Here is a 23,971-nt window from a genome sequence, read left to right as displayed (position 1 = left end):
CACTCCCTGCCCAGTTCCTCAGCCCGGACGACGTGGCCACCCTCTTCAAGGTCCCCGTCGAAACCGTCTACCAGTGGCGCAAGAAGCGCACGGGCCCGCCCGGCTTCCGCGTCGGCAAGCACACCCGCTACCACCCCCAAGCGGTCCTCGACTGGGCCGCCCAGCAGATGGCAGACGACATCAGCGCCGCCGCCTGATCACACCCCACCACCACGAGGGCGGGCCCGCTCCGGGCCCGCCCTCTCCCCATTCCTCAGGAAGGCTCCTCAGTGGCAGGGCACATCCAAGACCGCTGGTACAAGACCGAGAACGGCCCCGCCGGCAAGGCCCACCGGGTCAAGACCGACCGCTACGGCAGCGGCATGCGCTACCGCGCCCGCTACATCGGACCGGACGGCACGGAGAAGTCGAAGAGCTTCCCCGACCGGCAGAAGCGCCTCGCCGAGAAGTGGCTGGCGCACATCGAGGCGGACATGTCCCGGGGGCAGTACATCGACCCGGCCGCCGGACGGATCACGTTCCGGGAGTACGGAGAGAAGTGGCTCGCGTCGCTGACGACGGACGTGACCACGCGGTCCTCCGTCGAGGTGCAGATCCGCAAACACGCGTTCCCGTACCTCGGGCCGCGGCCGCTCGACTCGTTCCGGCCGGAGCACATTCGCGACTGGCTCAGCGAGTTGGAGCAGGTCCTGCCGGTCTCCTCGTACCGGCGCGTCATCTTCGCGAGCGTCTCCGCCGTGCTCGCCGCCGCCGTCGATGACGAGCTACTGGCGAAGAACCCCTGCAAGGCCCGCACGGTCCGGGCGCCCGCCCCAGTCCCTCCGCGGGTCAGGCCGTGGACGCCCGAGCGGCTCTTCGCCATCCGGGCCGCACTGCCGAAGCGGTACCGGGCGATGGCCGATGCCGGCGGCGGTCTGGGGCTCCGGCAGGGCGAGATCTTCGGTCTGTCTGACGACCCTGACGACTTCCGCGGTGAATGGCTCCGGGTGGCCAATCAGGTGAAGGTGGCGAACGGGCACCTCGTCTTCGGTCCGCCGAAGCGGGAGAAGGAGCGGGACGTGCCGCTCCCCCGTCGCATCGGTCAGGTGCTGCGGGAACACCGCCAGGAGTTCCCGCCGGTGGACGTGACGCTTCCCTGGCTGAAGCCGGACGGGCCGCTCGTCACCAAGCGGCTGGTGTTCTCCCTGCCGGGCGGGGGCGCGGTACGGCGCACCGACTTCAACACCCGGGTGTGGAAGTTCGCCCTCGTACAGGCCGGCGTCATCCCTGAGCCGCGGCCGGGCGAGCGCCACCAGGCAGCGCGCGAGCACGGGATGCACGCGCTGCGGCACTTCTACGCGTCCGTGCTGCTGGACTCCGGGGAGAACATCAAGGCGCTCAGCACCTACCTCGGACACGGCGACCCCGGGTTCACGCTCCGGGTCTACACGCACCTGATGCCGAGCAGCCACGAGCGCACGCTGAGGGCCGTGGACGAGGTCTACAGGGCCGCCGATCCGACGGCCGACGGCCCACAGGCGGCCCAGGAGGGGTAAGACGGGTCCGGGCCGGCGGCTGTCTGCCGCTGGCCCGGAGTGCCGTCTGACTGGGGTACTGCCTCTGACCTGTGGTTACAGCACCGGGAGGTTCTTGCGGAGTTCGAAGGCGGTGACCTCCGAGCGGTACTCCTCCCACTCCTGCTTCTTGTTGCGCAGGAAGAAGTCGAAGACGTGCTCGCCGAGGGTCTCGGCGACCAGTTCGCTGCGTTCCATCAGGGAGATGGCCTCGCCCAGGTTCTGCGGGAGGGGTTCGATGCCCATCGCGCGGCGTTCGGCGTCGGAGAGGGCCCAGACGTCGTCGTCGGCGCCCGCCGGGAGTTCGTAGCCCTCCTCGATGCCCTTGAGGCCCGCCGCGAGGAGGACGGCGTACGTGAGGTAGGGGTTGGCGCCCGAGTCGATCGAGCGGACCTCGACCCGGGAGGAACCGGTCTTGCCCGGCTTGTACATCGGGACGCGGATCAGGGCCGAGCGGTTGTTGTGGCCCCAGCAGATGTACGAGGGGGCCTCGCCGCCGGAGCCGGCCGTGCGGGAGGAGCCGCCCCAGATGCGCTTGTAGGAGTTGACCCACTGGTTGGTGACCGCCGCCGTCTCCGCGGCGTGCCGCAGGAGGCCCGCGATGAAGGAGCGGCCGACCTTCGAGAGCTGGTACTCGGCGCCCGACTCGTAGAAGGCGTTGCGGTCGCCCTCGAAGAGGGAGAGGTGGGTGTGCATGCCGGAGCCCGGGTACTCGGAGAAGGGCTTCGGCATGAAGGTGGCCTGGACGCCCTGTTCCAGCGCGACCTGCTTCATGACCAGGCGGAAGGTCATGATGTTGTCGGCCGTCGAGAGGGCGTCGGCGTAGCGCAGGTCGATCTCCTGCTGGCCCGGGGCGCCCTCGTGGTGGCTGAACTCGACCGAGATGCCCATGGATTCGAGCATCGTGATCGCCTGGCGGCGGAAGTCCATGCCGACGTTCTGCGGAGTGTGGTCGAAGTAGCCGGAGTTGTCCGCCGGGACCGGGCGGGTGCCGTCCAGCGGCTTGTCCTTCAGCAGGAAGAACTCGATCTCCGGGTGGGTGTAGAAGGTGAAGCCCAGGTCGGAGGTCTTGGCCAGGATGCGCTTGAGGACGTAGCGCGGGTCGGCGAAAGAGGGGGAGCCGTCCGGCATCAGGATGTCGCAGAACATCCGGGCGGTCCCGGGGGCCTCGGCACGCCACGGCAGTATCTGGAACGTGCCCGGGTCCGGCTTGGCGATCATGTCGGACTCGTAGACGCGGGCGAAGCCCTCGATCGCGGAGCCGTCGAAGCCGATGCCCTCGTCGAAGGCCTGCTCCAGCTCGGCGGGAGCGACCGCGACGGACTTCAGGAAGCCCAGCACATCGGTGAACCACAGGCGCACGAAGCGGATGTCGCGCTCCTCGAGCGTCCGGAGGACGAATTCCTGCTGCTTGTCCATGCCTTCATCCTCGCAGTTCAGACGACCTGTGCACCACCGACCCGAGGGACCGGCGGCACAGCCGGGCCCGTCCAGTATCCCTAGTGGTGGTTTCCGCCACATTACGCACCCCCCAAGGCCGATGGCACCCCCGCTCTGACCTCATGCCCGTCATGAGCATTACCATCTGCGGCCATGGGGGGCTGGGAGCACACGCGGAGCGGGCGTCACGGACGTCCCGCCCGTCGCGGCGTCCTCCTGCTGCTGCTCGCCCTCGGCGTGGCGGCCGGAATGGGGTTCCTGTGCGTGCGGGGCGCGGCGGTCGGCCAGGGTGCCGGGGCCGCGGAAGGGCCCGTACGGGCGCACGCCGCGCACGGGCCGTACGCCGGGCACGCCGCGCACGCCGCCTGCGTGTCCCCGTACGAGCTGCCGGGCTGCTCCCCCCTCTCCCATGTGACCCCGGCCGTGCTGCCCGCCCCTCCGCCCGCCGTGACCGCGGCGCGGCCCGGGCCGGCGCCCCGCGCCCTCCCGGCGGCCACGGGCCCGGCTCGGCCGCCGGGGACCCTCGCGCGCGCCCCCGACCTGCACGCCCTGCAAGTACTGCGGACCTGACGGATCCGGCGCGGTACACGGCACCACTGCACCACCCGACACCCCCCTCAGCAGAAGGAACCAGGGCACATGGCCAGCAGGACGTCCGACCAGAACTCCCGCCAGAACCGCATAGCCGAGATGCGCCGCGCCGAGAAGGCGCGCGACCGGCGCAACAAGATCATCGCGATCAGCGTCTCCGCGGCGGTCGTCGCCGGTCTCATCGGCTTCGGCGCGTGGGTGATCATGGACCAGAAGCAGAAGGACCGGGACGCGGAGGCGGCCCGCAAGGCGCCGGTGAACGGCGAGCAGACCTGGGACGCGAAGAAGCTCGGCCGCAACCACGTCGAGACCCCGGTCAAGTACGAGATGAACCCGCCCGTCGGCGGCGACCACAACCCCCGCTGGATGAACTGCAACGGCGACGTCTACAAGAACGCGATCCCCGAGGTGAACGCCGTGCACTCGCTGGAGCACGGCGCGGTCTGGGTGACGTACAACGAGAAGGCCGCCAAGGCCGACGTCGACGCGCTCGCCGGGAAGGTGGGCAAGACCCCCTACACGCTGATGAGCCCGGACAAGGAGCAGGCGGGCGCGATCATGCTGAGCGCCTGGGGCAAGCAGCTGACCGTCGACAAGGCGGACGACCCGCGGGTGGCGCAGTTCTTCACCAAGTACGTGCAGGGACCGCAGACCCCCGAACCGGGCGCGGCCTGCACCAACGGGCTGGGCGAGAAGTGACCCGCGGCGCGACGAACCGGACGTACTGGGCCGCGGGCGCCGCGGTGGTCCTGGCCGCGCTGTTCGCGGCGGGGGCCGCCTTCGCCACGGCGGACGGCCCGGACGACGCGGGCGGGTCCGCCGCGCGGACGCCGGCGCTGTACTCCCCCGACGCGGGCTTCGCGCGGGACATGGCCGTGCACCACCAGCAGGCGGTGGAGATGTCCTTCATCGTCCGCGACCGCACCCAGGACGAGCCGGTCCGCGGTCTCGCGTACGACATCGCCAACACCCAGGCCAACCAGCGCGGCATGCTGCTGGGCTGGCTGGACCTGTGGGGGCTGCCGAAGGTGGTGGCCGACGAGCCGCCGATGTCGTGGATGGAGTCGGCGGAGTCGACGAAGTCCGCGGGGGCGACGGACTCGATGGGGTCCATGGGGCCGATGGGGTCCATGGGGCCGTCGGAGGGGCATGCGGGGCACGGCGGGCACGCCACCAAGCCCGGCGCGCTCATGCCCGGCATGGCCACCAAGGAGGAGCTCGACCGGCTCGGCAGCAGCAGCGGCCGGGACGCGGAGGTGCTCTACCTCCAGCTGATGACCGACCACCACAAGGGCGGCGTCGCCATGGCCCAGGGCTGCGCCAAGCAGTGCCGGACCCCGGCGGAGCGGGCGCTCGCCCAGGGCATGGTCGAGGCCCAGCAGTCGGAGCTGAAGCTGATGGCGGACATGCTCAGGCAGCGGGGGGCCGCGCCGCGCGAGTGAGGCGGCGGCCCGGCGGGAGCGGGGCCGCCGCGTACCGGACCGCCCGCGCCACCTGGTGCGGGCGGTCCAGCATGACCAGGTGCCCCGCCGGCTCGGCCACCTCGAAGCGGGCGCCGAGCCGGTCGGCGAGGGCCGCCTGGCGGGCCAGCCAGCGCAGCGCGGCCCGGTCGCCGCCGCCGTCGTGCGCGACGAGGACGGTGGCGGGGGCCGGCAGGGGGTGGCGGGCCCGCAGGGCGAGCAGCTCGGCGGCGGTGTCGGGGTAGCGGGAGTTCTCCAGCAGGATCCCCCGCCAGACCCGGCCGGTGCGGTAGCAGCGGCGTACGAGGTCCCGCGCGGCCGGATCGCCGGCCCGGCCCCCGGCGCGGGAGGCCCGTACGGCGGCCCTGCGGGCGGCCGGCCCCAGCACGGCCGGGAGCCCGGCGGCGGTGAGGGCCCGGCCGAGAACGCGGGCGGCGCCGGTGCGCAGCGCGGCGGGCAGGAGCGCACGGGGTGCCTCCTCGACGCTGGAGTCGACCAGGACCAGGGCGGCGGTGCGCGCGGGGTGGAGGCGGGCGAAGGCCTCGGCGTGGAAGCCGGCGAGGGAGTGCCCGACGACGGTGACCGGCTCAACGACACCGAGGGCGTCCAGCAGGCCGGCGATGCGGCGGGCCTCGCCGGCGGCGGTCGGCGGGGCGGTGGCGGGGGCGCTGAGGCCGTGGCCGGGGCGGTCGAAGCGGATGACGGTCCGGCCGGCGGCCACGAGCAGCGCGGCGACCTCGTCCCAGTCGAACCAGGCCATGGCGAGCCCGGCGCTCAGGACGACGGGAGGGCCGTCGCCGCCCGCCCCCTCGACGAGGATGTGGAGGGGGGTTCCGTCCACCCGGACGAAGCGGCCGGGGGCGTCCGGTCGGGTCATGTGCGGTGCTCCTTGTGGACGGAGTACGCCAGCAGGCCCAGCCAGAGCGCCACGAGGAACACCTGGAGCCGCTGCCCGGCGCCGAGGGCCCAGGTGCCGTGCCCGGCGGTGAACAGGGAGATGGCCGTCAGGGTCCAGGCGGTGGCGAGCAGTTCCAGTACGACGAGGGCGGGGCCGTAGCGGGCGAGGGGGGCGAGGCGGCGGTAGCGGCGGGCGGCGACGGTGAGGGCGACTATCCCGACGAGCGCACCGGTCATGGCGAGGCTGCTGCTGACGGCATGGGCCTGGTGGGTGGCCGGGACCAGGCCGGCCGTCTCGCGGGCCGCGCACTCGGGGTCGGCGGTCGGCCGGCAGCTGAGCGGCAGCCAGGCGTCGGCGGCGGTGGCCGCGCCGAAGAGGGTGACTCCGGCCCAGCCGGCGACGGCCCAGGGGCGGCGGGCCCGCGGGTACCGGACGAGGCGGACGAGGGCGAGCAGCCCGCCGAGGAAGACGAGCAGGCCGGCGGTGAAGTCGGTGGCGCGGAAGAGGCCGCCGAGGGGCTGGTCCTGGGCGGCGAGTTCGCTGACGTACGCCTCGATGGGGTCGAGGCCGGTGGAGAGGACGACTTCGAGCACCCAGGCGGTGTAGGCGGCCCCGCCGAGTCCGACCAGTCCGGCGACGGCCCCGCTGCCGCTCTCGTTCTCGTTCTGGTCGGGGTCGGCTGGTGTACCCATGGAGTGAATGATCCTCAGCAGATCCGGCGTGGGCGCGCGGCGGCGCGCGCGGCGCCGCTGCTGGGGATCACCGGGGGCCGTTCGGCGGGGTCCCTCACCCGGCTGAACGAGGCGGCGGCCCCGCGCGTTCCCCGCCGGGCGGACGGGATTCCGGCAGATCGGCCGATTTCCGCCGGTGCGGGGAGGTCGGTGGCCGAATCCGGTTGGAGGGGGCGGGTCGCCATGGCAGGCTGCCCGCATCTCCGTACGCCGCACTTCGCAAGGACGCCGCCAGGTATGAGCACGCCGCCGACCCCGCCCGACCAGCCGACCCAACCCGGGGAGACGCCGATACCCGAGGCGACGGCACCGTCCGGGCAGCCCGCGGCCGCCGACACCGCCCGTCATCCGCTCGACCGCTCCGGCACCGCCCGGACCCCGTCGACCGCGGCGGACCCCCTGGCCGAAACGGCACGGCTGTCCCTCGACAAGACCCCGGTCCCCCCGGCGCCGAAGCCCACCGCGGCCGCCGCGGCGGATCCCGTGGCCGAGACCACCCGGCTCTCGCCGGAGGAGGCCCCGCCGACCCCGGCCGAGGACCTGGCCGAGACCGCGCGGCTGTCGCTCGACAAGGCCCCGCCGACCCCGGCCGACGACCCCGCCGAAACCACCCGGCTCTCGCTCGACGAGCCCACCGCCCCGGCCGGGGAACAGCCCGCGGCCCCCGCCCCGCCGGACAAGGCCCCGCCGACCCCGACCGAGGACCTGGCCGAGACCGCGCGGCTGTCGCTCGACGAGGCCGCCGCCCCGGCCGGGGAGCAGACCGCTGACCCGGCCTCGCCGGACGGGAGGCCGGCGGTGGAGCCCGCGGCGACCGTCACGGCGGAGGGGCTCGCCGGGGCCGCGCGGGTTTCGTTCGACAAGGCCGCGGAGCCGGCCGCGCCCGTGGTGGGGAGCGTGCCTGCGCCGCAGGCCGGGCCGCCCGCGCCTCAGGCGCACGACCCGTGGGCGACGCCCGCGCCGGGGGCGTTCCCGCCGCCCGCCGCCGGTGCGCCCGGAGCGTTCGCGCCGCCCGGGGCCGGGGCGTTCGCGGCACCCGCCGGGCCCGCGTACGGGGTGCCCGGGGGTTCCTGGGGGGCGCCCGGGCCCGGCGGGTATCCGGGGTACCCCGGATACCCCGGCGTGGCCGGGTACTACCCCGCCCCGCCGCCCCGGACCAACGGCCTGGCCGTCGCCGCGCTCGTCCTCGGGATCCTCTCCGTCCTCATCGGGCCGATCCCGTTCCTCTTCTGGATCGGCACCTGCCTCGCCCTCACCGGCATCGGGCTCGGCGGCGGCGCACTGGCCCGCGCCCGCAAGGGTGCCGGGCGCAAGGCGATGTCCGTGGCCGGCGTGGTCCTCGGCGTCGTCGGCCTCGGCGCCTCCGTCGGCGGCTGGTTCCTGACCTCCGCCGTCCTCGACAAGGCCCGCGAGCGCATCGCCCACGAGCGGGTGAACGACCCCCAGTGGGGCGAGGACCCCGAGGACTGGCAGGACGAGCCCTTCCCCGGCCCCACCCCCACCGTGCCGCGCTTCTCGATCCCGCCCACGGCCCCCAAGGCCCCCAAGGGGCCGGGCATCAGCACGCCCGTCCCCTTCGGCCGGACGGTGTCGTACCCCGACGGCATCAAGGTGACCCTGGCGCCGCCGCGCAAGTACGTCAGCAAGGCCGACTGGATGGACGTGGGCAACGCGGTGGAGGTGTCCTTCACCATCACCAACGACGGCGACAAGCCCCACAAGGTCATCTACGCCATGCCGGCAGTGAAGGACGACAAGGGCGGCTCCGCCAAGCTCGTCTTCGACGGCGACACCCCGAAGCGGATCGAAGGGGTGATCCAGCCCGGCCAGTCCGCGACCGGCGTCGCCGCGTTCGAGGTTCCCGAGGGGACGAAGAGCATCAGCGCCGAGCTCTCCCCCGGCATCCTGATGGACCCCGCGAAGTTCAGCGGACCCGTCGAATAGCCCGTCGGACAGCGGCGGATCGGCACGGGCCCAGGACATCGCGTCAGAAAGACGATTAGACTGGGCCCGTGCCTCAACTTCGCCTCGCGCTGAATCAGATCGACTCGCACGTCGGCAACATCGCCGCCAACGCCGACTCGGTCGTGCACTGGACCCGGCACTCCGCCGAGCAGGGCGCCCACCTCGTGGCGTTCCCGGAAATGGTGCTGACCGGGTACCCCGTCGAGGACCTCGCCCTGCGCGGTTCCTTCGTCGACGCCTCCCGCACCGCGCTGGTGGACCTCGCCCGGCGCCTGGCGGACGAGGGCCTCGGCGAGCTCCCCGTCGTCGTCGGCTACCTCGACCGCGCCGAGCGGGCCGCCGCCCGCCTCGGCCGCCCGGCCGGCTCCCCGGAGAACGCGGCCGCCGTACTGCACCGCGGCCGGGTGGTCCTGCGCTTCGCCAAGCACCACCTCCCCAACTACGGGGTCTTCGACGAGTTCCGGTACTTCGTGCCGGGCGACACCCAGCCGGTGATCCGGGTGCGGGGCGTCGACGTGGCCCTGGCGATCTGCGAGGACCTCTGGCAGGAGGGCGGCCGCGTCCCGGCCACCCGCTCCGCCGGGGCCGGTCTGCTGGTCTCGATCAACGCCTCCCCGTACGAGCGCAACAAGGACGACGTACGCCTCGAACTCGTCCGCAAGCGCGCCCGGGAGGCCGGCTGCACACTGGCCTACCTGGCGATGATCGGCGGCCAGGACGAGCTGGTCTTCGACGGCGACTCGATCGTCGTGGACGCCTCCGGCGAGGTCGTCGTCCGGGCGCCGCAGTTCTCCGAGGGATGCGTCCTGGTGGACCTGGAGCTGCCGGCCGCGCGGCCCGACGCCCCCGAGGGCGTCGTGGACGACGGCCTGCGCATCGACCGCGTCGTCCTCTCCGAGGAGCCGCTGGAACCGTACGAGCCGGTCGTGACCGGCGGCTACGCCGAGCGCCTCGACGACGACGAGGAGGTCTACGACGCGCTGGTCGTGGGCCTGCGCGCGTACGTGAAGAAGAACGGGTTCCGCTCCGTCCTGATCGGCCTCTCCGGCGGGATCGACTCCGCGCTCGTCGCCGCGCTCGCCTGCGACGCGATCGGCGCGCAGAACGTGTACGGCGTGGCGATGCCCTCGAAGTACTCCTCGGAGCACTCCCGGGGCGACGCCGCCGACCTCGCCGCGCGGACCGGCCTGAACTTCCGCACCGTCCCGATCGAGCCGATGTTCGACGCCTACATGGGCGCGCTGGGCCTGACCGGCCTGGCCGAGGAGAACCTCCAGTCCCGGCTGCGCGGCACGCTGCTGATGGCGCTGTCCAACCAGGAGGGGCACATCGTGCTCGCCCCGGGGAACAAGTCGGAGCTGGCCGTGGGCTACTCCACCCTCTACGGGGACTCCGTCGGCGCGTACGGGCCGATCAAGGACGTGTACAAGACGGACGTCTTCCGGCTCGCCCGCTACCGCAACCGGGCGGCCGTGGAGCGGGGCGAGACCCCGCCCATCCCGGAGAACTCGATCGTGAAGCCGCCCAGCGCCGAGCTGCGCCCGGGCCAGGTGGACACGGACTCGCTGCCGGACTACCCGGTGCTGGACGCGGTCCTGGAGCTGTACGTGGACCGCGACCAGGGGCTGGAGGCGATCGTGGCGGCCGGCTTCGACCGCGGGCTGGTGGCGAAGACCATCCGGATGGTCGACACGGCCGAGTACAAGCGCCGCCAGTACCCGCCGGGCACGAAGATCTCCGCGAAGGGCTTCGGGAAGGACCGCCGGCTGCCGATCACGAACGGCTGGCGCGAGCACCCGTAGCCCGCACGGCGGAAGGGCCCCGCCGCGGCCGCGGCGGGGCCCTTCGGCATACCTGCCCCGTCCTACTTGCGGATCGTGAGGCGCGCCGCGACCGGGAGGTGGTCGCTGCCCGTGCGCGGCAGGGTCCAGGAGGCCTCCGGCTTCACCCCGCGGACCATGATCTGGTCGATGCGGGCCATCGGGAACTGCGCGGGCCAGCTGAAGCCGAAGCCGTTGCCGGCCGCGCCCTGGGTGGAGCGCATCTGCGAGGTGACCTCGGAGAGGGAGCGGTCGTTCATCGTGCCGTTGAGGTCGCCGAGCAGGACCACGTTCTTCAGCGGCTCGGCGGCGAGGGCCGCGCCCAGCGCGTCGGCGCTGTTGTCGCGCTGGTTGGCGGTGAAGCCGGCGTTGAGCTTGACGCGCACCGACGGCAGGTGGGCGACGTAGACGCCGAGCTCGCCGAACGGGCCGGCGACGGTGGTGCGCATGGCCCGGGTCCAGCCCAGGCGGATGTCCACGGGCTTGCTGGAGGTCAGCGGGTACTTGCTCCACACCCCGACCGTGCCCTCGACCGCGTGGTACTTGTACGTGCCCCCGAGGACTTCCTCGTAGACGGGGACGGCTCCGGCCTTGAGCTCCGTGAGGGCCAGGATGTCGGCCCCGGACTTGGCGACCGACCGGGCGGTGCCGCGCGGGTCGGGGTTGTCGGCGTCGACGTTGTGGGCGGCGACCATCAGGTTGCCGCCGGGGCCCGACTTGTCGTTGACCAGGCCACCGAAGAGGTTCACCCAGACCGCGGCCGTCAGCAGTATCGCGAGCAGGGCGGTGGCGGACCTGCGGACCACCGCGATGACCAGCAGGACCGGCACGAACACGCCCAGCCAGGGCAGGAACGTCTCAGTGAGGCTGCCGAGGTTGCCGACGTCGTTGGGCAGCTCCGCGTGGAAGACCATGATCCCGGAGATCAGCAGCGCGACGGCGGCGGTGACGACGCCCCGCTTCCAGATCCCGGGGTCGCGGCGCAACTCGGCCAGTTTCCGGCGCAGTGCGGCCCATCGGCGTCGCAGACCGGATCCGGAGGGCCCGGGCTCTGAGCCGCCGTTCCCCGTCTCCGTCAGGTACGCCTGTGCCATGCCATGTCCTCGCTGCCGTGCTCGCGCTCCGTCCCCGCCCCTTGACCCTAGGCGATGTCGGGAGCCTTCCGCGCCGTCCTTCACGGACGTACGACCGGGAGGACGAACGGCCGTGCGGCCGGGGTTCCGCTTGTCACGAAACGCGCACATTGGCTCCCGCGCGCCTCGAGGCGGGCCAGGAGTGTGACGGACCGGTCAGCGCGCCGCGGCTGCGCCACTTCCGTCCGCGGCCGCCCGGGTGCCACCATGGTGGGTGAGTCCGGGGACGCCGTGAGGGCGCCTCGAGATGACACAAGGAGCAGTTGCAATGACGCATGCCGTTTCGCCTGCCCGCGAAGCCTCCTCCCCCACCCTGTACGGAGGCACGGGCACCCGGCGGATCACCGTCCGCGACCTCACCCTCGCCAAGGAGCGCGGGGAGAAGTGGCCGATGCTCACCGCCTACGACGCCATGACGGCGTCCGTGTTCGACGAGGCCGGCATCCCGGTCATCCTCGTCGGCGACTCGATGGGCAACTGTCACCTCGGCTACGAGACCACCGTCCCCGTCACCATGGACGAGATGACGCTGCTGTCGGCGGCCGTCGTACGGGGCACCGGCCGGGCCCTGGTCGTCGGCGACCTGCCGTTCGGCTCGTACCAGGAAGGCGCCGTGCAGGCGCTGCGCAGCGCGACCCGGCTGGTGAAGGAGGCCGGTGTCGGGGCGGTCAAGCTGGAGGGCGGCGAGCGCTCGCTGCACCAGACCGAGCTGATCGTGCAGTCCGGCATCCCGGTCATGTCCCACCTGGGCCTGACCCCGCAGTCCGTGAACGCCATGGGCTACCGGGTGCAGGGCCGCGGCGACGAGGCCGCGCACCAGCTGCTGCGCGACGCGAAGGCCGCGCAGGACGCGGGCGCCTTCGCGGTGGTCCTGGAGCTGGTCCCGGCCGAGCTGGCCGCCGAGGTCACCCGGTCCCTGCACATCCCGACCGTCGGCATCGGGGCGGGCGCGGAGTGCGACGCGCAGGTGCTGGTGTGGACCGACATGATGGGCCTGACCGGCGGGAAGATGCCGCGGTTCGTGAAGCAGTACGCGAACCTGCGCGCGACCATGGGCGACGCGGCGAAGGCCTTCGCCGAGGACGTGGTCGGCGGCACCTTCCCGCAGCCGGAGCACGCCTTCCACTAGGGATCCGGCCTGCCGGTCCGCCGGCACCGAAGGCCCGGCGACGGCCCTGACGACGGCCCGCCGACAGCCCGCCACGGGGATGTCGGCGGGCTGTCGGTCCGCTGTCGGAGGTTTGTCGGCGGCGGCTGGTCCCATGGTGGACATGACGCGAAACGACAAGAATCCCCACGCCGTCGAAGTGCGGGGGCTGGTGAAGCACTACGGCGAGACGAAGGCCCTGGACGGGGTCGACCTCTTCGTCCGCGAGGGCACCGTGCTCGGTGTCCTCGGTCCGAACGGCGCGGGCAAGACCACCCTGGTGCGCTGCCTGTCCACCCTGATCGTGCCCGACGCGGGCACGGCGACGGTCGCGGGCTACGACGTGGTCCGCCAGCCGCGGCAGCTGCGCCGCACCATAGGCCTGACCGGCCAGTACGCCTCGGTCGACGAGAAGCTCTCCGGCTGGGAGAACCTCTACATGATCGGCCGGCTGCTGGACCTGTCCCGCAAGGAGGCCCGGTCGCGGGCCGACGAGCTGCTGGAGCGGTTCTCGCTCACCGAGGCCGCGAAGAAGGCCGCGATGCACTACTCCGGCGGCATGCGCCGCCGGCTCGACCTGGCCGCCTCGATGATCGGCCGCCCGGCCGTCCTCTACCTGGACGAGCCGACCACCGGTCTGGACCCCCGCACCCGCAACGAGGTGTGGGACGAGGTGCAGCGGATGGTCGCCGAGGGGGCCACCGTCCTGCTCACCACCCAGTACATGGAGGAGGCCGAGCAGCTCGCCAACGAGCTGACGGTCATCGACCGCGGCAAGGTCATCGCCAACGGCAAGGTCGACGAGCTGAAGGCGCGCGTCGGCGGCCGCACGCTGCGGATCCGCCCGGTGGCCTCCGCCGACCTGCCGGACATGGCCCGCGCCCTGTCCGAGGCCGGTCTGGACGGGGTGGCCGGCTCCCAGGCCGTGCCGGACGAGGGCGTGCTGCTCGTCCCGATCCTGAGCGACGAGCAGCTGACCGCCGTCGTCGGCCTGCTGGCCGGCCGCGGGTACGCGATCGCCGACCTCGGCACCTACCTGCCCAGCCTGGACGAGGTGTTCCTGTCCATCACCGGACAGCGGCCGGCCCCGTCCGAGGACTCCGTTCCCACCGAGAAGACCGAGGAGGTCGCGGCATGAGCACCGTCACCACCACCAAGCCCGCGGCCGCCCGGGGCGGCGCGGCACCGGCCCCGTCCGACGACGGCCGGATCGGCCTGCGGGGCAACCTGCGGCACATCGGCGCCCTGGTGCGCCGCAACGCCCTCCAGATCAAGCAGGACCCGGAGTCGATGTTCGACGCCGTGTTCATGCCGATCATCTTCACGCTGCTGTTCGTGTTCGTCTTCGGCGGCGCGATGTCCGGCAAGGGCAACCAGGAGCAGTACGTCAACTACCTGGTGCCCGGCCTGATGGCGATGATGGGCATGAACATCGCCATGGGTGTGGGCACGGGCGTCAACGACGACTTCAAGAAGGGCGTGATGGACCGGTTCCGGTCCATGCCGATCGCCCGGTCCTCGGTGCTCATCGCCAAGATCGTGGTCGAGCTCGGCCGGATGATGGTCGCCATCGCGATCCTGCTCGCGGTGGGCTTCATGCTGGGCCTGTCCGTCCACTCGGTGGTCGACCTGCTGCTGGCCATCGGGCTGTCGGCCGTCTTCGGCGCCTCCCTGATGTGGATCTTCATCCTGCTGGGTCTGACGATGAAGACCGCGCAGGCCGTCCAGGGCATGGCGATGCTGGTCCTGATGCCGCTGCAGTTCGGCAGCTCCATCTTCGCCAAGCCGACGACCATGCCGGGCTGGCTCCAGTCCTTCACGGACTACAACCCGCTGTCGAACCTGGCCGACGCGGCGCGCGGCCTGATGAACGGCACGCCGCTGGGCCACTCGGTGTGGATCACCCTGGCCTGGTCGGTGGCCATCACCGCGGTCCTCATGCCGCTCGCGGTGCGCAAGTTCCGCCAGAAGACCTGATCCGGGGCCGGTCCGTTCCGGATCGCGTCCCGGACCGGGCCCGGCACGGGGGCGGGTCAGTAGAGGGCGGCGGCCTCCTCCATCGTGAGGCCGCCGCCTTCGGCGTGCGCGGCCTCGTACGCGGCGTCCCCCAGCACCGCCCGCGCCAGCTCCTCGGCGCGGGCGGCGTCCTCGCGTTCCGCGGTGACCGGGACGTGCCGGGGCGGCAGGTGCGCGCGGTAGGCGCCGACCAGCCGCGCCGCGTCGTACGCCCGCGGCCGGCCGCCGAGCGAGGCGAGGGAGACGGCGGCCGTCACCAGGAACACGGCGGGCAGCTGGGGCGCGACCATCATCGCGAGCGGGTGGCGCATGGCCGCCCGGGCGTCGCGGACCCGGTCCAGGGCGTCCGCGTACGCGCCCTCCTGGTTGTCCAGCCAGGCCGTCGTGGCGTGCAGGAACACGTCGAAGACGGCGAACGCGCCGAGGGCGAACTCCTCGCGCAGGATCGCGATCTGGGCGCGGGCCTCGGGGATCCGACCGGTCCGGCCGAGGAGGCCGGCGTAGAACATCCGGGCGGCCGGCATGGCCTCGTTCCCGAACCGCTGGTCGCTGGCGGTGATCTCGCCGAGGATCTTCTCGGCCTCCTCCAGCCGGCCGCTCTCGACGAGGGAGCCGGCCATCCGCACCCGCAGCACCGTCACCTGGGCCCGGGCGCCCAGCCGTTCGGCGTAGGTGACGGCCTCCAGGTAGTCCTGGCAGGCGAGGTCGTAGGCGCCGCTCTTCTCCCGGGACTCGGCGCGCGCGGACAGCGCCTCGGCGCAGCCCCAGTCGTCGCCGAGCCGGCGGAAGAGGGCGAGGCTCTCGTCGGCGTCGCGGGAGGCGTCGCCGGCCCAGTCGGCGCGGTTGGCGAGGATGTTGGCCCGCAGCTGGAGGGCGGAGGCGAGCTCCCAGTCGTAGCCGAGGGTGCGGGCGGCGGCGACGGTCTCGTCGACGACCCGCTTCAGCAGTCCGGCCTCCCCCGCGATCATGACGGCGTAGATCCACAGCAGGCCGGGCGGGCGGCAGGTCTGCGGGAGGCCGGGGCGGTAGGTGGCGAGGACGCCCTCCACCGCGGCACGGACCTTGGGGTCGTCCCAGGTGTCGGCCGTGTGGTCGCGGGAGGAGAGGCGCACCAGGTACAGGGCCCGCCAGGCCTCGGCGAGGACCTCGCCGGAGTAGGGCGGCGGGGAGTCGAGCAGCCGCTCGTAGACGGGCTCGGCCGGGACGTGGGGCGCCGCGAAGGGGTCGGGACCGAGCAGGGTGGCGGCGTCGGTCCAGTGCCGGGTCTCGGCACGCAGGTCCTGCATCTGCCAGTACCAGCACAGGGCGTGGACCAGGCACAGAACCTCGCCGGCGTCGCGGGTGGCGAGGGCCCGGCGCAGGGCGGTGCGCAGGTTCTCGTACTCGGTGTCGAGGCGGTCGGCGGCCGCGCGCTGGCCGTGGCCGCGCAGCAGGGGCTCGGTGGTGCGGGCGAGTTCGCGGTAGTGGACGAGGTGGCGCTGCTCGGTCTCCTCGCGGTCGCGGCCGGCGGCGGCCTCGCCGAGGCGCTCGGCGGCGTACTCGCCGACCGTCTCCAGGAGCCGGTAGCGCATGTCGCCTGCCGGGCCGGGGGCGGCGACGACCAGGGACTTGTCGACGAGGGCCGCCATGACGTCGGCGACGTCGAGCCCGCTGCCGTCGCCGCAGACGGCCTCGGCGGCCTCCAGGTCGCAGCCGCCCGCGAAGACGGACAGCCGGCGCAGGACGGCCCGCTCGGCGGCGTCCAGCAGGTCCCAGGACCAGTCGACGACGGCGCGCAGGGTCTGCTGGCGGGGCAGCACGGTCCGGGCGCCGCCGGTGAGCAGCCGGAAGCGGTCGTCGAGCCGGTCGGCGATCTGGCGGGGGGTGAGGAGCCGCAGCCGGGCGGCGGCCAGTTCGATGGCCAGCGGCAGCCCGTCGAGCCGGCGGCAGATCTCGGCGGCGGCCTCGGGGTCGTCGGCGGCCCGGAACCCGGGCTTCGCGGCGGCGCCGCGCTCGTCCAGCAGCCGGAGCGCGACGGGGTCGGGCAGCGGCTCGACGGGCCGCAGGAACTCCCCTGGCACCCCGAGCGGTTCCCGGCTGGTGGCGAGGATCCGCACTCCGGGGCACCGGGTCAGGATCCGCTCGGCGAGCTCGGCGGCGGCCCCGATCACGTGCTCGCAGTTGTCCAGGAGCAGCAGGAGCCGGCGGCGGGCGCAGTGCTCGGCGAGCCGGTCGAAGGGCCTGCCGCCGGTCCGGTCGGTCAGCGCGCGCAGTTCCTCCGCGGCGGCGCCGCGCAGCTTGGTCTCGCGGGCGCCGACGGCGGCGAGGGCGGCCTCGGCGACGTCCTCGGGATCGTCCACGGGCGCGAGTTCGACGAGCCACACCCCGTCGGGCCAGCCGCCGTCGGCGTGCGCCTCGGCGGCCTCCTGGGACAGCCGCGTCTTCCCGGCCCCGCCGGGCCCGAGCAGGGTGACGAGCCGGGCCCGCGCGAGATCGTCCCCGATGACCCGGATGTCCTCCTCCCGCCCGACGAAGCTGGTCAGCCGCGCCCGCAGGTTCCCGGGAGCGGGAGCGGGGCGGCCTGAGGCGGGAAGCCCAGGGCCCCCGGCCCCGGCGGCCGCGGCCGGCCCGGGCGGGGCCGTGGCGGCGGGGTACGGGGCGAGGTACGGGGGCTGGCCGGGCGGGGCCGTGGCGGCGGGGTGCCGGGGTGTGCCGGGGGCGGTACCGGGCCACGGGTGGGCGGGCGCGGGCGCACCGTCGACCGGGCCGGACGAGACGCGCCGGCCCGGGTCCGCAACGGGGTACGGGGGCGTGCCGGAGGCGGCACCGGACCAGGGATGGGCGGCGTCGGGCCCGTCGGAGGCCCGGGCGGCGGGCGCGGGACCGGCGGGGGCGCCGGCCGGGTGCGGGGCCGTGGGGCGGGCCTCCGGGCGGCCCGCGGACGGCCCGCCCGGGTGCGGGGACGGGGCGTCGGCGGTGCTCTCGCCCGCCGGGGCCGGGGTGCCCGCGAGGAGTTCCGCGTGCAGGGTGCGCAGGGCCGGGCCCGGGTCCGTGCCCAGGCGGGCGGACAGGTCGCGGCGGACCGTCTCGTAGGCGGCCAGGGCCTCCGCCGGGCGGCCCACCGCGCGCAGGGCCCGGATGCGGAGCGCGTGCAGGGGCTCGTCCAGGGGGTGGCGGGCGCACAGTTCGGTGAGCTCCGGCAGGGCCCGTTCCGCCTCGCCCAGCGCCAGGGCCGCGCCCAGCCGGCCCCGGCGCGCGTCCAGCCGTACGGCCTCCCAGCGCACGGCCTCGGCCGCCGGAGCGGGCAGGGAGGCCAGCGCGGGGCCCCGCCACAGCGCGAGCGCCTCGTCGTACAGGGCCGCCGCCCGGGCCGGGTCCGGATCGGCCGCGGCGGCGCGCACGAGCCGGTCGAAGCGGTACAGGTCGACGTCGTCCCGCTCCGCGTCCAGCCGGTAGCCGCCCTCCGCCGAGCGGACGGCCTCGTGCCCCAGCGCCCGCCGCAGCCGGGCCACGAGGGCCTGGAGCGCGGCGACGGCCTCGGCCGGCGGGTCGGCGTCCCACACCTCGGCGACCAGCAGTGCGGCGGGCACGCTGCGGCCCGGCCGCAGCGCGAGCGCGGTCAGCAGCGCGCGCAGGCGCGCTCCGCCGACGGCGACGGGGGTCCCGTCGTCGCGGATGGCCTGGGCGGTGCCGAGAATCGCGTAGCGCACCGGCCCATTGTCCCCGGCCCCCGCCCCCCGCCGGCCCGCGAGCCCGGGATAGGTTTCCCCGCATGGTTCACCAGGGCGGCCGCGGCGAGCGGCGTATCAGTTCCGTTTTCCTCGGCATCGTCGCCGTCATGGCGGTCACGGGCTGGGCGGTGTGGACGGGGTACGCGTCGAGCCCGGGGCTGGCCGTGTTCCTCTTCGTCACCTCGGCCTGGGTGGTCTCGCTGTGCCTGCACGAGTACGCGCACGCCCGTACCGCCCTGCACGGCGGCGACTTCACCGTCGGCGCCAAGGGCTACCTCACGCTGAACCCCCTGAAGTACACGCACGCGCTGCTCAGCATCGTGCTGCCGGTGGTCTTCGTGATCCTGGGCGGGCTGGGCCTGCCCGGCGGGGCCGTGTACATCGAGCGGGACCGGATCCGGGGCCGCTGGCAGCACAGCCTCGTCTCGGCGGCGGGTCCGCTGACGAACGTGGCCTTCGCCGTCATCTGCACGGCGCCGTTCTGGCTGGACGCCCTCGACGGGGTGCCCCTGCCGTTCCGCTTCGCGCTGGCCTTCCTGGCGCTGCTCCAGGTCTCGGCGGCGATCCTGAACTTCCTGCCGGTCCCGGGCCTGGACGGCTACGGGGTCATCGAGCCCTGGCTGTCCCACCGCGTCCGCCGCGAGCTGGCGCCGCTGGCCCCGTTCGCGCTGATCGGGGTGTTCGCGCTGCTGTGGATCCCGGAGGTCAACGAGGTCTTCTTCGACGCGGTGCGGGGCATCCTGCGCGCGCTCGGCGTCTCGGACCTGGAGACGTACTGCGGCCACGACCTGTACCGCTTCTGGGAGGACCAGGACGGCTTCTGCGCCGGCCCGGCCGACTGACAGGCTGACCGGCACTGACCGGCTGACCGGCTGACCGGCCGGACGACGGCCTAGGCGGCGCTGCGCTGCTTCTCCGCCCTGGCCTTGCGGATGTAGAACCAGGCCATGTTGGACGTCACGCCGGCCAGCAGCACCCACACGATCCCGAGGAAGCTGCCCTCCACGAAGGCGACCACGGCGGCGGCCACGGCAAGGACGCAGACGACAACGGCGAACACGGCAAGGCGGGGCATCCGGAACAGCTCCTCGGCAACACGGGACGGGGTCGAGCCCCTCCAGTGTCCCCCATCCCTCCCGGGCCCCGCGTCCGCGGCACGGGGTCCGGGGCGGGGTCCGGGAGCGGGGTCCGGGGGCCGGGGCTCAGACGTCCGTGAGGCGCAGGCCCGCGTGGGCCTTGTAGCGGCGGTTCGTGGAGATGAGGTTCGCGACCATCGCCTCCACCTGGTGGGCGTTGCGCAGGCGGCCCGCGAAGACGCCGCGCATGCCGGGGATGCGGGCCGCGAGGGCCTGGACGAGGTCGGTGTCGGCGCGGGACTCGCCGAGGACCATGACGTCGGTGTCGATCTCCTCGACCGAGGTGTCCTGGAGGAGGACCGCGGAGAGGTGGTGGAAGGCCGCGGTGACCCGGGAGTCGGGGAGCAGGGCGGCGGCCTGCTGCGCGGCGCTGCCCTCCTCGACCCGCAGGGCGTACGCGCCCTGCTTGTCGAAGCCCAGCGGGTTGACGCAGTCCACGACGAGCTTGCCCGCGAGGTCCTCGCGCAGGGCCTCCAGGGTCTTGGCGTGGCCCTCCCACGGCACCGCGATGATGACGATGTCGCTGCGGCGGGCGCACTCGGCGTTGTCGGCGCCCTCGACGCCGAGGCCCAGTTCCCGCGCGGCGGTCTCGGCGCGGTCGGCGGCGCGGGAGCCGATGATCACCTTCTGGCCCGCCCGTGCGAGCCGGTAGGCGAGGCCGCGGCCCTGGTCTCCGGTGCCGCCGAGGACGCCGACGACCAGGCCGGAGACGTCGGGGAGGTCCCAGGGGTCCTTGGCCGGCGGCTTCTGCGTGCTGTCTGAGGAAGTCATGGGGGCGAGCGTACTGCCGGGTACGCCGGGGTCGAAGGGGTGGGAGACGTGGCGAAGTGCTCCCCGGCGCCGGGCGGGTGCGGCAGGATGCGGGCCATGGATGCCGTGAGGGTGGCTCTGTTGCGGGAGGTGCTCGCGGGGACGCCGTGGCCGGGTGAGGCGCGGAGGTTCGCCGGGACGCTGCGGCGGGCGGTGGTGCCGGCCGGCGGGGGCCTGCTGCTGGTGGGGACGGAGCAGTACGAGCCCTGGCACCTGGCGGCGCACCTGGTGGACGAGGCCGCCTGGTCGGGGCGGCCGGAGCTGGCGCCGACGCTGGTCCGGCACCGGGTGCCGCCGGACGGGCCGCCGCACCTGTCGGTCGGGCTGGGCCGGCTGGAGGCGGCCCGGCGCGGGCACACCCTGCTGGTGGTGGCTCCGCAGCGGCCGGGCGGGGGGCTGCTGGAGCGGGTCCACGACGCCCGGCGCGCCGGGGCGACCGTACTGTCGCTGGACGGCGGGGACCCCGATCTGGGCGCCCTCGCCCACGACGCGCTGTCGGTGCCGGCCGAGGACTGCGTCCTGGACCTGGACACGGTGCAGCACCTGGTCGGCGCGGCCGCCGGCGAGAACGCCCTGCCGGCGCGGCGGGGTGGCGGTACGGGCCGGCCCCGGCTGCGGGACCGGCTGGCGCGGCTGGCCGACCAGCTCACCGCGCCGCCGCCCAGCGGCTGGTAGGGCGACTCGTCAGGGGGTCGCCGTGCCCGTGCCGTCCCCCTCCTCCTCACGGGTCCTGTCGTTCCAGTTCGGGTCGTTCTGCCATTCGAGGTTGCGCTCCTGGGCCGTCTCCATGGCGTGGGCCGCCTCCTCCCGGGTCGTGTACGGGCCGAAGCGGTCCTTGGCGGGGCACTCCGGGCCCTCCTCGACCTTCTTGTGGACCAGGCAGTAGTACCACTCGCCCGGTTTGCCCACCTGACGCTTCTTGAACAGGGCCATCGTCCCCAGGCTCCTCTCGGTCCTCTCGGTCCCTCTCGGTCCTCGCTACAGCGCCATGCTGCCCCACGGCCGCTCGATACACTCGCTTGCATGTCTGGCCAGTCGCTGCTCGTACCAGGCGAGCTCTCTCCCGCCCGTTCCGTTCCCGGAAACATCCGCCGGCCCGAGTACGTGGGCAAGCCCGGCCCCAAGCCGTACACCGGCCCCGAGGTGCAGTCCGCCGAGACCGTCGAGGCCATGCGCGTCGCGGGCCGCATCGCCGCGCAGGCGATGGAGGAGGCCGCGAAGCACATCGCGCCGGGGGTGACCACAGACGAGCTGGACCGCGTCGCGCACGAGTACATGTGCGACCACGGCGCCTACCCGTCGACGCTCGGCTACCGGGGCTTCCCGAAGTCCCTGTGCTCCTCGCTCAACGAGGTCATCTGCCACGGCATCCCCGACTCGACCGTCCTGCGCGACGGCGACATCGTGAACCTCGACGTGACCGCGTACATCGGCGGGGTGCACGGCGACAACAACGCCACCTACCTGTGCGGCGAGGTGGACGAGGAGTCGCGGCTGCTCGTGGAGCGCACCCGCGAGGCGCTGAACCGGGCCATCAAGGCGGTCAGGCCCGGCCGCCAGATCAACGTCATCGGCCGGGTCATCGAGTCCTACGCGAAGCGGTTCGGCTACGGCGTGGTCCGGGACTTCACCGGGCACGGCATCAACTCGTCCTTCCACTCCGGCCTGATCATCCCGCACTACGACAGCCCGCACGCCACCACGGTGATGGAGCCGGGCATGACGTTCACGATCGAGCCGATGCTGACGCTCGGGACGCACGAGTACGACATGTGGGACGACGGCTGGACGGTCGTCACGAAGGACCGCAAGCGGACGGCCCAGTTCGAGCACACCCTGGTGGTGACGGACACGGGGGCGGACATCCTGACCCTCCCGTAGCCGCGGCCGTGGGCGGCGGGGGATCTTTTTACCGACAGCATGTCGGGAACACATTGACTTAGGTATGCCTAAGCAGGAGGATCGGGCGTGGCGGCGGTGTCGCCGCGCCCGATTCCTCTTTCCCGGAGGTCCGCTTTGGACGCCTTCTCCACGGCCATCCGCCTCGCCTCGCACGAGCAGCACACCGAAGCCGAGACCTCCGCGTTCATGGGCGACCTGCTCGGCGGGCGGCTCGGCGTGGACGCCTACACGCGCTACACGGAGCAGCTGTGGTTCGTGTACCGGGCGCTGGAGGACGCCGCCGACGCGCTGCGCGGGGACCCGGTCGCGGGGCCGTTCATCCGGCCCGAGCTGATGCGCGTGGCGGAGATCGAGCGCGACCTGGCGCACCTGATCGGCCCGGACTGGCGGGAGGGCGTGACGGCGCTGCCCGCCACGGAGGCCTACGCGGCACGGGTGGCGGAGTGCGCGGCGCGCTGGCCGGGCGGGTACGTCGCCCACCACTACACCCGCTACCTGGGCGACCTCTCCGGCGGCCAGATCATCCGGGACCGCGCGGAGCGCGCCTGGGGCTTCGAGCGCAAGGGCGACGGGGTGCGGTTCTACGTGTTCGCGGACATCGCCAATCCGGCCGCGTTCAAGCGGGTGTACCGGGAGCTGCTGGACGCGATCGCGGCCGACGACCTGGAGAAGCAGCGGATCATCGACGAGTGCAAGCGGGCCTTCGACCACAACGGGGCCGTCTTCCGGGAGCTGGGCGAGGAGTTCCCGCTCAGCGCGTAGGCCCCGGCGGTGCGCGGGGAGGGGGCGCGGGACGTCGCCCCTCCCGGTGCGTCAGGCGGCGAAGCGGACCCGCCCGCCGAGCTCCACCGTGCCGTCCGGGCCCGGGGCCGTGAGGAGCTGGGAGCCGGCGCCCTGGGTGATGTTGAGGGCGCGGTTCAGTTCGGCGGTGAGCAGGATCGCCGCCGAGCCGGTGGCCTCGTCCTCGGCGACGACCCCGTCGGGGCGGCGCGGGAAGCCCCGGGCCCGGATCCGGCCGGCGGGCTCGTCCTCCCAGGCCCAGGCGTAGAGCCAGCCCTCGCCGGGCGGCGGGGTGGGCAGGGCCTCGACCTCGGCGGCGGTGGCGTACTGCCGGGTGTGCTTGCCGGTGACCCACTCGGGGCGGGCCGTGATCCAGGTGAACTCCCCGTCGCCGCGGGCCCATACGGAGCCGACGGGCGGCTGGAGCTCCTCGATGTCGAGCAGCCAGGCGAGTCCGACCAGCGGGTGCCCGGCGAAGGACATGCGCGTGCCGGGGGTGCGGATGTCGACGACGCCGCGCTCGGGGTCGTCGACGAACACCGTCTCGCTGTATCCCAGTTCGGCGGCGAGGGCCTGCCGGGCCGCGTCGTCCGGGACGGTGCGGCCGTCGCGGACGACTCCGAGCAGGTTGCCGTACCGGCCGTCACCCGCGCAGAACACCTTGATCACGTCGAGATCGTTCACGTCGGCATTCAAGCACGGCGCGGGACGGGCCCGGTTCCGCACGCGGACCGGGCCGCCGCCCCGCACGGCGGGCGGATCGCGGCGGCGGCCGGAGCCCGGGCAAAAACCGGACGGTAACCCCGTTCCCGCACGACATCCGAGCGGGAACTTGACTCCCTCTTGACCTTCGCTTGAACCGGCCATGGAGGTGCCGTG

The 23,971-nt window shown here is 73.8% G+C and carries 23 protein-coding genes; 14 read left to right on the top strand and 9 right to left on the bottom strand.

The genetic code is table 11. From position 1 onward, the window contains the following. The first annotated feature begins 32 nt into the window (after window positions 1–32). Both ACIRBY_RS09555 and ACIRBY_RS09550 read left to right on the top strand, forming a co-directional pair. A complete protein-coding gene (locus tag ACIRBY_RS09555; RefSeq protein ID WP_403898471.1) occupies window positions 33–197 on the top strand; it encodes a helix-turn-helix domain-containing protein in 165 nt (54 codons plus the stop codon). A gap of 72 nt (window positions 198–269) precedes the next feature. Beyond that, entirely contained in the window at window positions 270–1,535 is a 1,266-nt protein-coding gene (locus ACIRBY_RS09550; RefSeq protein ID WP_403898468.1) for a tyrosine-type recombinase/integrase, read from the top strand. A 75-nt stretch (window positions 1,536–1,610) separates the two neighbouring features. Here the strand turns inward: ACIRBY_RS09550 and ACIRBY_RS09545 are convergent, their stop codons facing one another. Further along, window positions 1,611–2,972 (bottom strand): glutamine synthetase family protein, encoded by a 1,362-nt coding sequence (locus tag ACIRBY_RS09545; protein ID WP_007263785.1) that lies wholly within the window; start codon window positions 2,970–2,972, stop codon window positions 1,611–1,613. A 174-nt stretch (window positions 2,973–3,146) separates the two neighbouring features. Between ACIRBY_RS09545 and ACIRBY_RS09540 the strand changes: the two genes are divergently transcribed. From ACIRBY_RS09540 to ACIRBY_RS09530, 3 genes are all read left to right on the top strand, one after another. Further along, on the top strand, window positions 3,147–3,563 hold the full coding sequence (locus ACIRBY_RS09540; protein WP_403898465.1) for a hypothetical protein: 417 nt from the start codon (window positions 3,147–3,149) through the stop codon (window positions 3,561–3,563). A gap of 69 nt (window positions 3,564–3,632) precedes the next feature. Next, window positions 3,633–4,283 (top strand): DUF3105 domain-containing protein, encoded by a 651-nt coding sequence (locus ACIRBY_RS09535; RefSeq protein ID WP_403898462.1) that lies wholly within the window; start codon window positions 3,633–3,635, stop codon window positions 4,281–4,283. Further along, window positions 4,280–5,026: a DUF305 domain-containing protein gene (locus tag ACIRBY_RS09530; RefSeq protein ID WP_403898459.1), complete on the top strand. Its 747-nt coding sequence runs from the start codon at window positions 4,280–4,282 to the stop codon at window positions 5,024–5,026. Before ACIRBY_RS09535 ends, ACIRBY_RS09530 begins: the two co-directional genes overlap by 4 nt. Here ACIRBY_RS09530 and ACIRBY_RS09525 read toward each other — a convergent pair. Further along, window positions 4,995–5,921, bottom strand: coding sequence for an alpha/beta fold hydrolase (locus tag ACIRBY_RS09525; protein WP_403898456.1), 927 nt, complete (start codon window positions 5,919–5,921; stop codon window positions 4,995–4,997). The two genes, ACIRBY_RS09530 and ACIRBY_RS09525, sit on opposite strands and share 32 nt — an antisense overlap. After that, window positions 5,918–6,634: a DUF998 domain-containing protein gene (locus ACIRBY_RS09520; protein ID WP_403898453.1), complete on the bottom strand. Its 717-nt coding sequence runs from the start codon at window positions 6,632–6,634 to the stop codon at window positions 5,918–5,920. The genes ACIRBY_RS09525 and ACIRBY_RS09520 overlap by 4 nt, the downstream gene beginning before the upstream one ends. Before the next feature lie 276 nt (window positions 6,635–6,910). On the opposite strand from ACIRBY_RS09520, the gene ACIRBY_RS09515 reads away from it, so the two are divergent. Next, window positions 6,911–8,617 (top strand): DUF4352 domain-containing protein, encoded by a 1,707-nt coding sequence (locus ACIRBY_RS09515; RefSeq protein ID WP_403898450.1) that lies wholly within the window; start codon window positions 6,911–6,913, stop codon window positions 8,615–8,617. 68 nt (window positions 8,618–8,685) lie between these two features. Next, the gene (locus tag ACIRBY_RS09510) at window positions 8,686–10,440 is read left to right on the top strand and encodes an NAD+ synthase (RefSeq protein WP_403898447.1); all 1,755 of its coding nucleotides are present in this window, start codon (window positions 8,686–8,688) and stop codon (window positions 10,438–10,440) included. A gap of 62 nt (window positions 10,441–10,502) precedes the next feature. Here ACIRBY_RS09510 and ACIRBY_RS09505 read toward each other — a convergent pair whose 3' ends face one another. Further along, the gene (locus ACIRBY_RS09505) at window positions 10,503–11,552 is read right to left on the bottom strand and encodes an endonuclease/exonuclease/phosphatase family protein (RefSeq protein WP_403898444.1); all 1,050 of its coding nucleotides are present in this window, start codon (window positions 11,550–11,552) and stop codon (window positions 10,503–10,505) included. Window positions 11,553–11,859: 307 nt separating this feature from the next. On the opposite strand from ACIRBY_RS09505, the gene panB reads away from it, so the two are divergent. From panB to ACIRBY_RS09490, 3 genes are all read left to right on the top strand, one after another. Continuing rightward, window positions 11,860–12,720: a 3-methyl-2-oxobutanoate hydroxymethyltransferase gene (panB, locus tag ACIRBY_RS09500; RefSeq protein ID WP_403898441.1), complete on the top strand. Its 861-nt coding sequence runs from the start codon at window positions 11,860–11,862 to the stop codon at window positions 12,718–12,720. 133 nt (window positions 12,721–12,853) lie between these two features. Further along, the gene (locus ACIRBY_RS09495) at window positions 12,854–13,876 is read left to right on the top strand and encodes an ATP-binding cassette domain-containing protein (protein ID WP_403898439.1); all 1,023 of its coding nucleotides are present in this window, start codon (window positions 12,854–12,856) and stop codon (window positions 13,874–13,876) included. Next, complete coding sequence (locus tag ACIRBY_RS09490) at window positions 13,873–14,715, top strand: ABC transporter permease (RefSeq protein WP_403898436.1); 843 nt, start codon at window positions 13,873–13,875, stop codon at window positions 14,713–14,715. The genes ACIRBY_RS09495 and ACIRBY_RS09490 overlap by 4 nt, the downstream gene beginning before the upstream one ends. Window positions 14,716–14,771: 56 nt before the next feature. Here ACIRBY_RS09490 and ACIRBY_RS09485 read toward each other — a convergent pair whose 3' ends face one another. Then, the gene (locus ACIRBY_RS09485) at window positions 14,772–18,443 is read right to left on the bottom strand and encodes an AfsR/SARP family transcriptional regulator (protein ID WP_403898433.1); all 3,672 of its coding nucleotides are present in this window, start codon (window positions 18,441–18,443) and stop codon (window positions 14,772–14,774) included. Window positions 18,444–18,505: 62 nt separating this feature from the next. Here ACIRBY_RS09485 and ACIRBY_RS09480 point away from each other — a divergent pair, with 62 nt between their 5' ends. Next, window positions 18,506–19,306 carry a site-2 protease family protein gene (locus ACIRBY_RS09480; protein WP_403898430.1) on the top strand — a complete coding sequence of 267 codons (801 nt, stop codon included), beginning with the start codon at window positions 18,506–18,508 and terminating at the stop codon, window positions 19,304–19,306. A 50-nt stretch (window positions 19,307–19,356) separates the two neighbouring features. On the opposite strand, the gene ACIRBY_RS09475 is transcribed toward ACIRBY_RS09480, so the two are convergent. Together ACIRBY_RS09475 and npdG are read right to left on the bottom strand one after the other, a co-directional pair. Then, window positions 19,357–19,539, bottom strand: coding sequence for a hypothetical protein (locus ACIRBY_RS09475; RefSeq protein WP_403898427.1), 183 nt, complete (start codon window positions 19,537–19,539; stop codon window positions 19,357–19,359). Window positions 19,540–19,666: 127 nt separating this feature from the next. Next, the gene (npdG, locus tag ACIRBY_RS09470) at window positions 19,667–20,371 is read right to left on the bottom strand and encodes an NADPH-dependent F420 reductase (RefSeq protein WP_403898424.1); all 705 of its coding nucleotides are present in this window, start codon (window positions 20,369–20,371) and stop codon (window positions 19,667–19,669) included. Between the two features lie 96 nt (window positions 20,372–20,467). Here npdG and ACIRBY_RS09465 point away from each other — a divergent pair, with 96 nt between their 5' ends. After that, on the top strand, window positions 20,468–21,085 hold the full coding sequence (locus ACIRBY_RS09465) for a hypothetical protein (protein ID WP_403898421.1): 618 nt from the start codon (window positions 20,468–20,470) through the stop codon (window positions 21,083–21,085). Window positions 21,086–21,094: 9 nt separating this feature from the next. Here ACIRBY_RS09465 and ACIRBY_RS09460 read toward each other — a convergent pair whose 3' ends face one another. Further along, window positions 21,095–21,343, bottom strand: coding sequence for a hypothetical protein (locus ACIRBY_RS09460; RefSeq protein ID WP_403898419.1), 249 nt, complete (start codon window positions 21,341–21,343; stop codon window positions 21,095–21,097). Window positions 21,344–21,433: 90 nt separating this feature from the next. Between ACIRBY_RS09460 and map the strand changes: the two genes are divergently transcribed. Further along, window positions 21,434–22,291, top strand: a complete 858-nt coding sequence (gene map, locus ACIRBY_RS09455) for a type I methionyl aminopeptidase (protein ID WP_403898416.1) — start codon at window positions 21,434–21,436, stop codon at window positions 22,289–22,291. Window positions 22,292–22,426: 135 nt separating this feature from the next. Further along, complete coding sequence (locus ACIRBY_RS09450) at window positions 22,427–23,074, top strand: heme oxygenase (biliverdin-producing) (protein WP_403898413.1); 648 nt, start codon at window positions 22,427–22,429, stop codon at window positions 23,072–23,074. A 51-nt stretch (window positions 23,075–23,125) separates the two neighbouring features. On the opposite strand, the gene ACIRBY_RS09445 is transcribed toward ACIRBY_RS09450, so the two are convergent. Beyond that, window positions 23,126–23,776, bottom strand: coding sequence for a PhzF family phenazine biosynthesis protein (locus ACIRBY_RS09445; protein ID WP_403898410.1), 651 nt, complete (start codon window positions 23,774–23,776; stop codon window positions 23,126–23,128). Window positions 23,777–23,971: the final 195 nt, after the last annotated feature.

It is taken from the genome of Streptomyces sp. NPDC096136, assembly GCF_044763325.1.
In the GTDB taxonomy this organism is placed as follows: Bacteria; Actinomycetota; Actinomycetes; order Streptomycetales; family Streptomycetaceae; genus Streptomyces.
The sequence above is the reverse complement of the archived record's forward strand: the minus strand, read 5'-3'. Positions and strand labels throughout refer to the sequence as shown.